The sequence below is a fragment of the Actinomycetospora endophytica genome (assembly GCF_021026375.1).
Taxonomy (GTDB): domain Bacteria; phylum Actinomycetota; class Actinomycetes; order Mycobacteriales; family Pseudonocardiaceae; genus Actinomycetospora; species Actinomycetospora endophytica.
In genome coordinates this window covers 129,149-142,975 of record NZ_JAJNDB010000003.1, presented here as the reverse complement: position 1 = coordinate 142,975, position 13,827 = coordinate 129,149, and the positions used below count along the sequence as shown (strand labels likewise).

Genomic DNA, 13,827 nt, shown 5'->3' with positions numbered 1-13,827 from the left:
TGACTGCACCAGACGCCATTCGAACGCTTGTTCGACAGCAAACGGATCCATGGGGCCTGGGCACGTGGAGCAACCCACCGGAGCGGGCTTCACGGGTACATGAGCAGACCCTCACCGCGGCGACCTTCGACCACCCCGACCAGCCCCTCGAGCGGATCCTCCGCAGTGATCACGTGCCGGCCCGCCACCGTCGCCGACGCGAACTCCCCGTGCATGTGCCGGGTCGCCTCGGCATCGGAGAACTCGTGACCGGAGCGGCCTGCGACCCGCTCCAGACACGTGCGCTCCGACGGCAGCAGAACCACGTACTGCAACCGGGAAAGCCCCGTCGCCGCCAGGAATCCGTCCAGGAACCACGGCCCGACGACCCCGTCGAACATCACCTCGTAGCCGCCCCGCACGAGCCGTCCCGCGGCCGCCGCCGCGGCCTCGATCACGACCGTGTTCTGCTCGCGCGCCGCCGACGTCCACGGCTCGACCCAGCCCTGGTCGAGGAACCCGAAGACACGGTCACCCTCGACCAGCGCGCTGAGCGGCCATCGGGCGGAGAGCAGACGCGCCAGGCTCGACTTGCCAGCACCCGGCGGGCCGGTGACCACGAGCAGCTCCGCCACCGGAGGAGGATCGCAGGGAACGGGGCAGCATCGCAGGGAACGACCCTCAGTGCGCCGCGACCGGCGACCGCACCCCGCTCAGCACCGCCGCCTCGACGGCGTCCGCGGCCGCCACCGCCCCGCCGGTCGAGTGGATCACCTGGCGCATCGCGGCGACCGCGGCAGCGACGGAATCCGAGCTCCGGACCTCGTCCAGTGCCGCCACCAGCGCCTCGACGGACGCCGACGGGTCCAGCGCCCGCCCGCAGTCGAGCGCCTCCACCTGGTCGGCCACCAGGCGCTGCTCCCCCGTCTGCGCGACGTCGACCAGCGGGACGCCGTGCGAGAGCGCCTCCATCGTCGAGTTCATCCCCGCGTGGGAGACGAACGCGGCGGCGTGACGCAGGACGGCGAGCTGCGGGACACGACGGTGCAGCTCGACGTGCTCGCCGACATCCCCGAACACCGCCGGGTCGACCTCGCCGATGGAGACCACCGCGTGGCCGCCGATCTTCCCGACCGCCTCGACCACCCGGCGCAGCAGCGCGGCGGAGTCGTCGTAGCCGAGCGTCCCCAGCGAGACCAGCACGACCGGACGCCCGGACGCGGGCGGCGACCACCCGTCGTCGTCGGCACCCGAGCGCAGGCACGGACCGACGAAGCGGAACCGCTCGTCGAAGGTGTCCTCGCCGGGGTGGAAGGCGCGCGGCAGGAAGACCACCCGGCAGCGGTCCCCGGAGCCGGCCACGAAGTCCCCGACCGTGACGTCCGACAGACCCCAGGTGTCCAGCGCGGAGCGCAGGATCGCTCCCGCCTCGACCATCGCCGGGTGCGCGGGATCCGGCGCCTCGGCCTCGCCCTCCGCGACGGCGCGGGCGTACGGCGAGAACGTCTCGTTGCCGACGAAGGTGGGGCACGTGACCACCGACGGCAGGTCCCAGGCCAGCGACAGCAGCCGGCCGGCGGCGCTGCCGAGGACGTCGTAGACGACGACGTCGGGTCGCTCGGAGCCGTCGACGTCGCCGTCGGCGTTGACGTCGAGGTCGGCGACCACGCTGGGCAGCGGCGTCAGCGTCTCGCGGACGGTGTCGCACTGGGCCTTCGCGAGCTGCTCGGCGTCCGGGTGGCGCGGGATGTCCACGCCGGACCAGTCGGTCGGGACCATCGACGGATAGGTGAGCACCCGGGCACCGGTGGCCTCCACCGTGGACCGGTACTGCTCGGGCACCACCACGCTGACCCGGTGCCCACGGGCGACGAGCACCGTGAGCACCGGCAGCGTGGGGTTGATGTGCCCGGTCGCCGGAAAGGCCAGGACGAGGACGTGGGCCACCGGAGTCCCTCCTCAGGCATGGGCGCGGATCAGGAATCGTGGGCGCCGCCGGCTCACAGACCCCGGACGAACAGTTCGGCGATGGGGGCGCCCTCCGCGGCCAGCTCGGGATCGGCCTCCGACCCCGGGCGGCGACGGAACGAGCGACCGACCGCGCTGTTGATCGCGCCGCGGACGGCGACGGCGACGACGTGCGGATCGAGCGGTTCGCGCGCCGGCTCGCCGGTGCTCTCACGCGCGGCGTCCAGTTCGGCCTGCGCGCGGGCCACGAGGTCGGTGACGACCTCGGTCGCCCCTGCCTCGAGCTCGTCCGACCGTTCGCGGTCACGGGCGCCGAGGGTGATCTCGATGAGCGCCACGGCCTCGGCACGCCGGTCCGCCAGGTGCTCGAGGCTCGCCTCGATGTAGGTGCGGAACCGACCGACCGCCGTCTCCTGTGCCGCCACGCGCGGCGCGACGATCTCCCCGGCGGCCGTGAGCACGGTGGACACGACCTCCGACATCAGCTCGGACTTGCCGGAGAAGTAGTACGAGATCATCCCGACGCTGGACAGGCCCGCGGTCCGAGCGATCTTGCCCAGCGAGGTGTCGCTGTACCCGAGCTCGGCCAGGGTGTCGACCGCGGCGCGCACGATCTGCTCCCGCCGCGCCGTCTCGGTGAAGGTCCGGCGGTCCTTCGTCTCGCTGGTTCTTGCAGGCATGAACAGAACCTAGCACGACCATACTGTTTCTTGTACGGTCATACAAAACCGAGGACGCCGGGGTGGCGCGGGCGGCGAAGGTTCCGCGCCCGGGCCGGCGTCGCGACGGGGAGCGATGACTGATGGCGACCGAACCGAGCACCGACCGGGCGGCCGGCGGCCCCGGAGATGGAGCACACGAGAACGAGGAGGTGGCCACCCCGGCGTCCCGCCCCGGCGGCACCCTGACGATCGTCGTGGCGATCGCCGACGTCGTCGTCCCGATCGCGCTGTACTACGTCGCCCGCGCCCTCGGCGTCTCCGAGCTGGGCTCCCTGCTGATCAGCTCGGTGGGCCCGATCGTCAGCTTCGCGGTCCAGGCCCTGGTCACGCGCCGCGTCGACGGCCTGGCCGTCTTCATCGGCGCAGTGCTCGTGCTGAACGTGGTCGTCGCACTCACGGCCGCCGACCCGCGCACCCTGCTCGCGCGGGACGGCTGGATCACCGGCCTGGCCGGGCTGTTCTTCCTCGCCACGCTGTGGGCGAGGCGACCGTTCGTGTTCTCGATCGCCCGCCCGCTCGCCGAGGGCCGTCTCGGACCGCCCGGGGAGGACTGGGACTCGGTCTGGGACCGGTTCGCGCTCTTCCGGCGTGTGTGGCGGGTACTGACGGTTCTCTGGGGCGTCGGGCTCATCGTCGACGCGGCGATCCGCATCATCTTCGCCTACACCCTGCCGGTCGATGCGGTCCCGGCGTCGAACGGCATCCAGTACGCCGTCGTGTACCTGCTCCTGCAGGTCATCACGCAGGTGTACCTCCGGCGGTCCGGGCTGATGTCACTGCCCGGCTTCACCTTCACCCGGCACAAGACCCTCTGACGTCGCCCGCCGCGGCCCCGTCAGCCCTCGATCACCCGCGGCCCGTCCTCCGCCGGCGGCTTGCCCCCGCGGAGCATGAGCGCGAGCGGGACGGCACAAGCGGTGAGGATCGCGGTGGCGATGAGCAGGTCGTTCAGCCCGGTGATGAACACCTGGCTCTGCAGGTGCTGGTACGCCTGGTACTGCTCGAGCATCGCGCTCCCCGCCGACGACCCACCGGACGACGCCGAGGCACCCGACGCCGACGAGGAAGCACTCCCGGACGAGCTCATCAGCCCGGAACGGTCCGCCGACTCCTGCGCCTGCTGCACCGTCATGAGCGCCGTCATCGCGGCGAGCCCGATGGCCGACGACGCACGCTGCACGACCGTGTTGAACGCGCTGCCCATCGAACTGCGGTCCGAGGGCAGCGCGGACAGGCCGCCGGTCATGATCGGCATCATCGCGAGGCCGATCCCCGCGGCGCGCACGGCGAGGATCAGCTCGAGCTTCCCGTGCGGGGTGTCGGGGGTCAGGCCGGCCAGGTCCCAGGTGGTCAGGGCGACGATCGTCAGCCCGATCGCGGCGGGCCACTTCGCCCCGATCCGGTCGTAGATCTGCCCGGCCACCGGCATGATCACGGCCATCACGAGGGCCTGCGGCAGCAGCAGCAGACCGGTGTCGAACGCGCCCATGTTCTGGAACTGCTGCAGGTAGACCGGGATGTAGAACAGCACCCCGAACAGCCCGACCGACACGATCGAGATCAGGATCAGCGAGTTGCTGAACGCCCACGTGCCGAAGACGCGGACGTCGAGCATCGGCTGGTCGACCTCGAGCTCGACGACGACGAACAGCGCGAGCGAGAGCACCCCGAGGGTCAGCAGGATCAGCGTCGGGTAGGACGTCCAGCCCCACTTCGGCCCCTCGGAGAGGGCCAGGAGCAGGGAGAACAGGCCGACGGCGATCGCGAGGAACCCGGGCAGGTCGAACTTCGTCCCGGGCTCGGGGCGGAAGCGGGGCAGCAGGAACACCGCGCCGATGACGCCGAGCACGGCGACCGGCACGTTGATGAAGAAGATCAGCCGCCAGTCGACGTACTCGACGAGGTAACCGCCCAGGGTCGGGCCGATGGCCGGGGCGAACACGATGCCCAGGCCGTAGATGCCCATCGCGGCACCCATGCTCTTGCGCGGGACGATCTTGTAGAGCATCGAGAGCGCCACGACCGGGATGACCCCGCCCGGGATCGCCTGCAGGATCCGGAACGCGATCATCGAGTTGATGTCCCAGGCGAGACCGCAGAACGCCGAGAAGATCGCGAACCCGACCATCGCGAAGGTGTAGGTCCGCCCGAGCCCGAGGCGCGCGCCCAGCCAGGCGCTGGCGGGGACGATCACGCCCTCGGCCAGCGAGTAGGACGTCGACACCCACTGGATCTGGTCCGTCGTCGCGCCGAAGTCGTTCTGCATCGTCGAGATCGCGACGTTGACGATGCTGATGTCGAGCACCGACATGAACATCCCGACGACGAGCACGAGCAGCGGGACCAGCCAGTTGGTCCGCGGCCCGGGCTGGGCCGGGGCCGTGGGCGCCGCGGGCCGCGCCGGAGCGGCCGGGCGCGGGGGCGCGGTGGGCGCCGCCGTCGTGCGGTCCTGAGGACGGGCCCGGGTGTCCGGGATCGTCGAGCCGGGGGTTCCGTCGTCGAGCGCTGTCGGTGCGGTACCGACCTCGGTCTCGGTCGACATCTGCGGGCTGTCCTCCTCGCCGACGGCGTCCCCCGGGGATGCCCGGGAGCAACGGAGTCACGTGACCACCCGTGAGGGCGTCACGTCACCCGATCGAAACCGTAGGTCGAGGGGCGGCAGCCCGCCCGTCGATGTGGGAGAGGTCTCCCAGAATCGGGAACTAGTCCCCCGGCTTGTGGATGTCGACGGTGACGTTCATACCGGGGATGAGGTCGAGGCCCTGCGCGTCGTCGATGCCGATGCGCACCGGGATGACCTGGGTGACCTTCTGGAAGTTCCCGCCCGAGTTGGACTGCGGGAACTGCGAGAACACGGCCGCGGCGCCGCCCTGGATCTCGGTGACGGTGCCGTGGAACTCGCGGCCCGGGTAGGCGTCGACCGTGAAGTCGACCGGCCGGTTGACCTGGACGTCGTCGATGTCGGTCTCGTCGACCCGCGCGGTGACGTAGACGTTGGCCGGGTCGTAGGCGACGGCGAGCTGCGCACCCGCGGTGACGTAGGCGCCCTCGGTCGTGTCGGAGTTCGCGATCGTGCCCGCCGCGGGCGCCCGGATCGGGAGCTGCGGCTGGACGTAGGCGCCCTGCTGCTGGACCCGCCCGACGACCTGGTCGCGGCGCAGCACGCTGCCGACCTGGCCCTTCCACCCGACGAGCGTGCCGCTGGTCGGCGCGACGATCGGGATCTGCGTGCCGTCGACCTGGGCGTTGTCGGTGGAGACGACCTTGCTCGAGTTGATGAAGTAGTTCGCCGCGAACGCGGCCGCCGCGAGCACCGCCAGGATGATGATCACGATCAGGGCGATCTTGGTCGACCGCTTGAGCGGGCGGCGGCCCTTCTTCTCCCCCTCGGCCGGGGTGCCCTCGGCCGGCGTCGTGTCGTCGACCTGGGTCGTCGTACCGCCGTCGGGGTTCTCCGGGGCGCTCACGACGAGGCCCCGAGCAGGACCTGCTGGCCCTCGGCCAGCCCACTGGTGATCTCGGTGCGGTCGGAGCCCACCAGGCCCGTCGTCACCGGTGTCGGTACCTGCCTGCCGTCAGAGGTCACGACGGTGACCGTGGCCCTGTCCCCCTGCCGGTGCAAGGCCGCGTTCGGCACGCTGATCTTCTGATCGGACATCGCGGTCGTCACCGAGGCGCGCGCCGACTGACCGTCGTGGATGCGGGGGTCGTCGGGCGGCAGGGCGATCGTCACGTAGTACGAGACGCTGCCGCCGATCGCCGTCGACGACGGCGCCACCGACATGACGGTGCCGTCGAAGGTGCGGTCCGGGATGGCGTCCAGCGAGACGACCGCGTGCTGCTGCGGCGAGATGTTCGCCGCGTCGACCTCCTGGAACGGCGCGACGACGGCGAACCGGGCCAGGTTCTGCATGACGATGAACTGGGTGCCGCCCGGACGGGTCGGGGACGCCGCCCCGGCCCCGGCCGCCGCCGCACCGCCCGCCGCCTGGGCCGCGCCGGGGATGGGCGCGTCGGCGCCGGGCGCGAACGGCGTGGTCGACGAGGACGGCGCGATGAACTCGCCGACGGCGCCGTTGAGGGCCGAGATCGTGCCCGCCCCGGGGGCCCGCAGCGTCGTGTTGTCGAGGCCCTTCTGCGCGAGCTGGACCTGGGTGCGCGCACCGTCGACCGCGGCGGCCGCAGCGTCGAGGCTGTTGGGCCGGTCGGCGCTGGCCGAGTCGAGACCGTTCTGCGCGCTCACCTGACCCTGGCGGGCGCTGGCCACCTGCAGGTTGCCGGAGGCGGCGTCGATGTTGCGCTTCGACTGCGCCGTCGTGAGGTTCTGCTGCGCGGTCTGGATGCCCTGCTGCGCCTGCTGCACGGCGTACTGGGCGGTGGGGACCGACTGGCAGGCCGCCGCGTTCGCCGCCGGGTAGGCCCCCTGGCAGGCCGCGAGCGTGGACTGCAGCTGCGCCTGGGCCGCCGCCGCCCCGGACTGCGCCTGCCCGATCGCCGCCGACGCGGCCTTGATCGCGGCGTCGTCGGCGGCCAGCGTCGCGTTCGCCTGCTTCTTCGTGGCGGAGACGACCGAGGACGCGGCGTCGACCGAGTTCTGGGCCCCGTCGACCTGGGTGCCGTCCTTGACCCGGTCGTAGTTGGCCTGCTGGGCCGCGAGCTGCGACTGCGCCTGCTTCAGCTGCTCACGCGCGTTGAAGTCGTCGATGGTGGCGAGCACCTGGCCCGGCGTCACCTGGTCGCCGACCGAGACCTTCACCGACGTCAGCTGCCCGCCGGTGGGGAACCCGAGGTTGGTGGCGCCGAGGGCGGAGACCGACCCGCTCGACTCCACGCCGGTACTGACCGCCGCCCGGGTGACGGGCGCGGTCCTGGGTGGGGCGGCACCCCCCGAACCACCGCAGGCGCCCAGGGTCAGGGCAGCCACTACGGCGAGGGCGGGCAGCGTCATCCGTCGTACGGAGCAACGGGTCACGCTTCAGACAACGCACGGACACGATCTGGGATACGACTCCCGCAAGAGAGTCACCTCACCTGGTGATCAACTCGCTGAGCTCAGCGATATCCCCGGCGCACGACCCGCTCGAGGATGCCGAGCGTGCCCTTCAGCGCGGCCTCGGGGATCACCGGGAAGATGTCGCGCTCGCGCCAGACGGGATCGATGTTCGACCAGTCGTAGTACGAGGTGACGACCGTACCGCCGTCGGTCGGCTCCAGGCGATAGCCGTAGACGTGCCCGATCGGGGGCTTGGCGATGCCGCCGACGATCGTCCAGGCGATCTCCCGGTCGGGCTCGAGGGCGGTGATCGAGACGGTGACGTCGTACTGCCCGAGCGGACGGTCCCCGAGCGCCTCCCGGTCCATGTGGACCACGAACTCGTCGCCGACCGCCGTCACGCGCTCCCCGGTCGCGCCCATGAGCATGCCCGCGCTGTCGATCGCGACGTGCCCGATCGGGTCGGTCAGCACCTCGAAGATCTGGTGCGGATCGGCGGGGACGGTGCGCTGGACCTCGAATCGCTCGGCCATGCGCCGCATCCTCGCAGCACGGTGTCCGGCGGGCAGAACGGTTGATCAGCGGGGGGGGACGGTTGATCAGCGGGCGGGACGCCAGGCGTCGAGGACCTCGGCGGGCAGCTCCCCGCGCGGGCCGGTCGCGTCGGCGAGGCCCACGCAGCGATCGCCGAGGAAGAGCCCGAGCCCGTAGTGCACGGTCGGGCTCCCCTCCTCGTCGACACCCTGCCCGAGCACCGTCACCCCGATCTCGTACTCGGCGGGGTAGCCGACCTCGGCGACGTACTGCACCCGGTAGCCGGTCGGGGCGATCTCCGGTGACGGGCCGCCCCACCCGGGGGTGAGGACCTCGTCGTGCAGCGCGGCGATCCCCTCGGCGTACCAGGAGAGCAGGACGACGTTGTTGACGTGGCGGTTGGTGTCGATGTCGCCGATGCGGGCGCGTAGCGACGTCGCGAACGGGTAGGTCGCCCGGTCGCGGCGCTCGGGCCCGGGCCGGTGGACCGCGGGGGCGTCGGGCTCGTCGAGCACCATCCCGGCGAGGTCCGAGCGCAGCGCGTCGGGCAGGTGGGCCGGGCCGGCCTCCGTCGCGAACACGGTCACGGTGTCCCCGAGCGCGACGCAGCGGTCGTCGCAGAAGACCCCGTAGCCGTAGGTGAACGAGGAGCCGCCCACGCGCCGGATGCCGACGCCGATGCGGTACTTGCCGTCCCAGCGCATCGGGGCGAGCCGGTCGACGTGCTGCGCCGCGAGCAGCACCCGGAACGGCCCGAACTCGCCGTCCTCGATGAGCCGGCGGAACGCGGGCAGCTCGACCGCGACGCGGACGTCCTCGAACCAGCGGGTGATGCCGGTCGCGGAGATCATCCCGTCCGGCCCGAGGTCGGAGTACCGCGGCGAGACGTCACGCAGGACCGGATAAGCCCCGGGGTGGGTCAGCTCGCTGTGGTCGAAAGCGGTCTCCTGCATGGAGCCATCGTGGCGAAGTCGGCGGCTCCGGGGCCCGCGGGTTCGGTCCGCGTCACAGGCGGGCCCCGTCACAACCCCGTCCCGCCCGGCCCCGATAGCCGAGCCTCACCTTGCTGGCAGCACCGCCTCGTCGCTGCTTGACTCTGCGCCCGTGACCGACGACAGCACCGTGCTGCCGACCCATGAGGACGAGCCGCACGCCGAAGCGACCGATGCCCGGCTGAACTGGCTGCGCGCCGCGGTGCTCGGCGCGAACGACGGCATCGTGTCGGTGGCGGGCATCGTGCTCGGCGTCGCCGGCGCCACCAGCGAGCGCGGACCGATCCTCACCGCGGGCGTCGCCGGCCTCGTGGCGGGCGCGGTGTCGATGGCCCTCGGCGAGTACGTGTCGGTGTCCAGCCAGCGCGACTCGCAGCGCTCGATGCTCGCCAAGGAGCAGCGCGAGCTCGACGAGGACCCCGAGGACGAGCTCTCCGAGCTGGCCCAGATCTACGAGGGGAAGGGGCTGAGCCCCGAGACCGCCGAGCAGGTGGCCCGCGAGCTCACCGAGCACGACGCGTTCTCCGCGCACGTCGAGGCCGAGCTGGGCATCGACCCCGAGGAGCTCTCCAGCCCGTGGCAGGCCGCCGGGGCGTCCGCGCTGGCCTTCACCCTCGGCGGCATCCTCCCGCTGCTCGCGATCCTGCTGCCGCCGCCGGAGTGGCGGGTACCGGTCGCCTACGTCGGCGTGCTGATCGCGCTCGGGCTCGCGGGCTGGGTGTCGGCGCACCTCGGCGGCAGCTCGGTCCGGAAGGCGGTGCTGCGGGTGGTGCTCGGCGGGGCGCTCGGCCTCGCGGTCACCTACGGCATCGGGCACCTCGTCGGGACGGCGGTCGGCTGACGTGGCGGCGGACGGAACGACCACCGAGGCGGTCGAGCTCGGCGTGGCGGTGGCGGCCTCCGTCGAGCAGGCCTTCGACGCGGTGGACCGCCTCCCGGACGTCCGCGCCTGGCTGGAACCGGCGGGGGTCGCGTCCCGCGCCGACGGGACCATCGCCGTCGCGACCGGCGCGACCGCCCCCGTCGTCGAGCGGGAGCCGCCGCACCGCCTCGTCACGGAGGCCGCCGTCCCCGTCGACGGCGAGGACGTCGTCGTCACGACGATCTGGCGGGTCGAGCCGCACGACGGCGGCACGACGGCGGTCCGGGTCACGACGACGGGTCTCGGTGCCGGTCCGCAGGCGGACGCCCTGCGCGAGCGGGCGGCGACCGCGCTGACCACGCTCGCCGTTCACCTCGAGCACTTCCCGGGCCGGACCGGCGTCGGCCTGCACGCCTGGGGACCCTCGCGCGGACGCACCGCCGACAGCGGCCACGAGCGCGCCCACGCCCGCTTCCTCTCGCAGGTCGGCGTCGTTGCGCCCCGCCAGCCGTTGACGATCTTCCGCGGTGTCCCGCAGCTGTCCGGCATCTGCCTCGAGCGCCGCGCCGGCCACCAGCACAGCGCCGCGCTGCTGCTGCTCGACGGTCCCGCGCCCGGTGTCGCCACCCTCGCGACGACGGGTGCCGACCCGGTCCACGAGGTCCGCGCGGTGCTCTACGGGGACTCCGCCGAGGAGGTCGCCGAGCGCCTCGCGGCCCAGTGGTCGGCCTGGTTGGCGCACGCCTGACGAGGCGGGGGTCACTCTCCGCGCGTGCCCCCGCGTGCCCGGCGGCACGCGCGGGAACCATGACGGTGTGTCCGACACCGCCGGCCCCGCCGACACCGCGACCTTCCCGCCCGGATTCTTCGAGCGCTCCGACGAGCGCGACGACGCCATCTTCTACGGCCCGCCACGGCTCGTGCAGCACCTCGACGACGCCGCGGTGAACGCCGTGTCCGCGTACTACGACGAGGTGGGGGCCGACGGCGACGTCCTCGACCTCATGGCCTCGTGGGTGTCGCACCTGTCGACGCAGCCCCGCCACCTGACCGTGCTGGGCATGAACACCGCCGAGCTCGGCGCGAACAGCTGGGCGCACGAGCGGGTGGTGCACGACCTCAACGCCGACCCCGTCCTCCCCTTCGCCGACGCGGCCTTCGACACCGTGATCTCCACCGTGTCGGTCGACTACCTGACCAGCCCGGTCGCGGTGTTCCGCGAGGTCGCGCGGGTGCTGCGCCCGGGCGGGACGTTCGCGGTGGCCTTCTCCAACCGGTGCTTCCTGGCCAAGGCCATCCGCGGCTGGCTGGCGACCGACGACGCGGGCCGCCAGGACATCGTCGCCGGCTACTTCCGGGCCTCCGGCGCGTTCGCCGAGCCCGTGCTGTCCTCCCCGCCCTCGACGGGCGACCCGGTCCTCGCGGTGCACGCCGCGCGCCGGTGAGCACGGCCCGGCGGCGACGGAATACGCCCCCGGCGCACGGCGCTCACCCCACATGGCACTGACGCGATTCGGCGGCCCGCTGTCCCGCAAGCTCCCGGAGACCCGGACGTTCACCGTCGAGGGTCCGGCGCACTCGCTGCTCCTGGAACCGTTCCGCCGTCGGGTCCGGGCGGTCGTCACCGACGACGCCGGGAACGACGTCGTCGTGCTCGACACCGTGCGCGGCGCGCTCCTGCACGAGACCGGCCTGGGCCCGCAGCTCTACCTGCCCGCCGAGGACGTCCGGGCGGACCTGCTGTCTCCCAGCGAGCACTCGACGCACTGCCCGTTCAAGGGCGACGCGACCTACCAGCACCTCACGGTCGGGAGACGCACCGTCGAGAACGCGGTCTGGTCCTACCCCGACCCGAAGCCGGACACCCCGTGGCTGGCCGGGCTCGTCGCGCTGCCGATGGGCGCCGTCGACCGCTGGCTCGACGAGGACGAGGAGGTGCTCGGGCACCTCCCCGACCCCTACCACCGCGTCGACCTGCGCCCGACGAGCCGCGAGGTCACCGTGACCGCGCCCGACGGCACGGTCGTCGCGCGCACGACGAGCGCGATCCTGCTCGACGAGACCGGCCTCGACGTGCGCTTCTACATCGACCGCGCCGACGTCGACGCCACCCTGCGCCCGTCCGGCACCACCACCGTCTGCCCGTACAAGGGCGTCTCGAGCTACTGGGCGGTACAGGCCGGCTCGTCCGAGATCGTCGACGGGGCGTGGTCCTACGAGGCGCCGCGGGACGAGTCGCGCGGCATCGCCGGCCGGGTCTGCTTCTCCGACGACTTCGCGGTCACGGTGTCACCGAACTGAGCTGGGCGAGCAGCCGCGGAGTGACGTCGCGGTAGGCCGCCGGGTCGACCGGGTTCAGCCACTGCGCCGCCCGCGCCCGCGCGGGGATCTGCAGCCCGACGTCGCCGAGCACCTCGTCCACGTTGTGCAGCGAGAACGGGATGATCTTGGTGCCGTGGCAGTGGTGGTGGTTCACGGCCACGTCCATGAACGCGAGCTGCTCGTCGACCTGCGCCCGCATCGCCTCGGACCCGGGCAGCGCGACCCGGCCGGCGAGCCGCGCGGCCAGCCACACCGCGGCCATCTCGGCGTTGAGCGGGCTGAAGAACGAGGAGTTGTAGCCGGCGAAGGACAGGTCGTCGACCGCGACCGGCTCGATCTGGCGGTAGAGCAGGTAGTTGCCGCGCTCGTCGAGGAGCCGCGCGCGGACCTCCTCGTCGAGGAACGCCACGCTCTGGCGGTACCCGGTCGCGCACACGACGAGGTCCGCGGGCAGCACCGTGCCGTCGGAGAGCTCGGCGTGCGGGGCGCCGTCCTTCTCGAGCAGCCGCGTGACGGTGCGGTCGCGGTGCACCCGGATCGTCCCGGCCTCGACGCCCTCGAAGAACCCCTCGGTGGTCAGCCCGATCGCGTTCTTGACGATGTCGGAGAACTGCCCGCGCGGCAGGAGGTCGAGCTCGCGCAGCTTGAGCTGGCGGGTCGCGACGGCGCCGACCCCGGCGAGCAGCCCGCGCCGCAGCCGGTCGCCCGGTCCGTGCAGGAACTTCTCGAAGCCCTGCAGCCGGATGTAGCGGAAGAGCGCCTCGCCCATGCGGGTCAGCAGCAGGTGCTTGAAGTTGAGCCGACCACCGACGAGGCGCGGCATCTTCCAGAGCAGCTGGCGGGCGATCACGTCGGTGCTCGCAGCGAGCTCGGAGATCGCGACGGCCACGTCGCACGCCGACTTGCCGTACCCGACGACGACCGCGCGGGCCCCGGCCGCGCCCTCCCCGTGGTAGGCACCCGCCGTTGTCAGGACCCCGCCCGCGGCGGTGAAGTCCTCGACGCCGGGCAGGTCGGGCACCAGCGGCTCGGAGAAGACACCGTTGGCGACGACGAGGTGGTCGTACTCGGCCGCGGTCTCCGCGCCTCCCGCCCGGGGCCGGGTCCGCACCGTCCACCCGCCGTCGGGACGTGCCGCGGCGTGCACGACCTCGGTCCCGAGCCGCAGCAGCGGCGCGATCCCCGCGTGCTCGACGTACCCCGCCAGGTACGCCTGGACCTGCGCGCCGTCGGGCCACTCGGGGTACTCCGAGGGCATCGGGAAGTCGGAGAAGGCGTAGGTGTCCCTTGCGCTCTGGGTGCACAGGCCCGGGTAGCGGCGCTCGGCGCTCCAGACCCCGCCGACGTCGGCGGTGCGGTCGTGGACGACGACCTCGTGCCCGGCCTGGTGGAGCACCTTGGCGGTGACGAGCCCGGCGACCCCGGCCCCGACGACGGCGATCCTCATCTTCTCGG

General features: G+C 72.7%; 14 protein-coding genes. 5 read left to right on the top strand and 9 right to left on the bottom strand.

Annotation, left to right across the window (positions count from 1 at the left end; genetic code table 11):
* Positions 1-89 precede the first annotated feature (89 nt).
* The 3 genes from LQ327_RS16055 to LQ327_RS16045 are packed head-to-tail and all read right to left on the bottom strand — an operon-like array spanning position 90 to position 2,627.
* Complete coding sequence (locus LQ327_RS16055; protein WP_230735430.1) at positions 90-614, bottom strand: AAA family ATPase; 525 nt, start codon at positions 612-614, stop codon at positions 90-92.
* A gap of 46 nt (positions 615-660) precedes the next feature.
* Positions 661-1,926, bottom strand: a complete 1,266-nt coding sequence (locus LQ327_RS16050) for a macrolide family glycosyltransferase (protein WP_230735428.1) — start codon at positions 1,924-1,926, stop codon at positions 661-663.
* Positions 1,927-1,979: 53 nt separating this feature from the next.
* Positions 1,980-2,627, bottom strand: coding sequence for a TetR family transcriptional regulator (locus tag LQ327_RS16045; protein ID WP_230735426.1), 648 nt, complete (start codon positions 2,625-2,627; stop codon positions 1,980-1,982).
* A 122-nt stretch (positions 2,628-2,749) separates the two neighbouring features.
* Here LQ327_RS16045 and LQ327_RS16040 point away from each other — a divergent pair, with 122 nt between their 5' ends.
* Positions 2,750-3,484, top strand: coding sequence for a VC0807 family protein (locus LQ327_RS16040; protein WP_230735424.1), 735 nt, complete (start codon positions 2,750-2,752; stop codon positions 3,482-3,484).
* A 20-nt stretch (positions 3,485-3,504) separates the two neighbouring features.
* Here the strand turns inward: LQ327_RS16040 and LQ327_RS16035 are convergent, their stop codons facing one another.
* From LQ327_RS16035 to LQ327_RS16015, 5 genes are all read right to left on the bottom strand, one after another.
* Positions 3,505-5,211: a DHA2 family efflux MFS transporter permease subunit gene (locus LQ327_RS16035; RefSeq protein WP_230735421.1), complete on the bottom strand. Its 1,707-nt coding sequence runs from the start codon at positions 5,209-5,211 to the stop codon at positions 3,505-3,507.
* 160 nt (positions 5,212-5,371) lie between these two features.
* Positions 5,372-6,136 (bottom strand): HlyD family secretion protein, encoded by a 765-nt coding sequence (locus tag LQ327_RS16030; RefSeq protein WP_230735418.1) that lies wholly within the window; start codon positions 6,134-6,136, stop codon positions 5,372-5,374.
* Positions 6,133-7,617: an efflux RND transporter periplasmic adaptor subunit gene (locus LQ327_RS16025; protein WP_230735415.1), complete on the bottom strand. Its 1,485-nt coding sequence runs from the start codon at positions 7,615-7,617 to the stop codon at positions 6,133-6,135. Before LQ327_RS16025 ends, LQ327_RS16030 begins: the two co-directional genes overlap by 4 nt.
* 104 nt (positions 7,618-7,721) lie before the next feature.
* Positions 7,722-8,195 carry an SRPBCC family protein gene (locus tag LQ327_RS16020; protein WP_230735412.1) on the bottom strand — a complete coding sequence of 158 codons (474 nt, stop codon included), beginning with the start codon at positions 8,193-8,195 and terminating at the stop codon, positions 7,722-7,724.
* 66 nt (positions 8,196-8,261) lie between these two features.
* Positions 8,262-9,149: an acyl-ACP thioesterase domain-containing protein gene (locus tag LQ327_RS16015; protein ID WP_230735410.1), complete on the bottom strand. Its 888-nt coding sequence runs from the start codon at positions 9,147-9,149 to the stop codon at positions 8,262-8,264.
* A gap of 151 nt (positions 9,150-9,300) precedes the next feature.
* Here LQ327_RS16015 and LQ327_RS16010 point away from each other — a divergent pair, with 151 nt between their 5' ends.
* From LQ327_RS16010 to LQ327_RS15995, 4 genes are all read left to right on the top strand, one after another.
* Positions 9,301-10,029, top strand: coding sequence for a VIT1/CCC1 transporter family protein (locus LQ327_RS16010; RefSeq protein ID WP_372460685.1), 729 nt, complete (start codon positions 9,301-9,303; stop codon positions 10,027-10,029).
* Position 10,030: 1 nt separating this feature from the next.
* The gene (locus tag LQ327_RS16005) at positions 10,031-10,798 is read left to right on the top strand and encodes an SRPBCC family protein (protein WP_230735408.1); all 768 of its coding nucleotides are present in this window, start codon (positions 10,031-10,033) and stop codon (positions 10,796-10,798) included.
* 67 nt (positions 10,799-10,865) lie between these two features.
* Entirely contained in the window at positions 10,866-11,495 is a 630-nt protein-coding gene (locus LQ327_RS34790; protein WP_230735406.1) for a class I SAM-dependent methyltransferase, read from the top strand.
* Positions 11,496-11,547: 52 nt separating this feature from the next.
* A complete protein-coding gene (locus LQ327_RS15995; RefSeq protein WP_230735404.1) occupies positions 11,548-12,351 on the top strand; it encodes a DUF427 domain-containing protein in 804 nt (267 codons plus the stop codon).
* Here the strand turns inward: LQ327_RS15995 and LQ327_RS15990 are convergent.
* Positions 12,332-13,819: a flavin-containing monooxygenase gene (locus tag LQ327_RS15990; RefSeq protein ID WP_230735402.1), complete on the bottom strand. Its 1,488-nt coding sequence runs from the start codon at positions 13,817-13,819 to the stop codon at positions 12,332-12,334. The two genes, LQ327_RS15995 and LQ327_RS15990, sit on opposite strands and share 20 nt — an antisense overlap.
* Between the last annotated feature and the right edge of the window lie 8 nt (positions 13,820-13,827).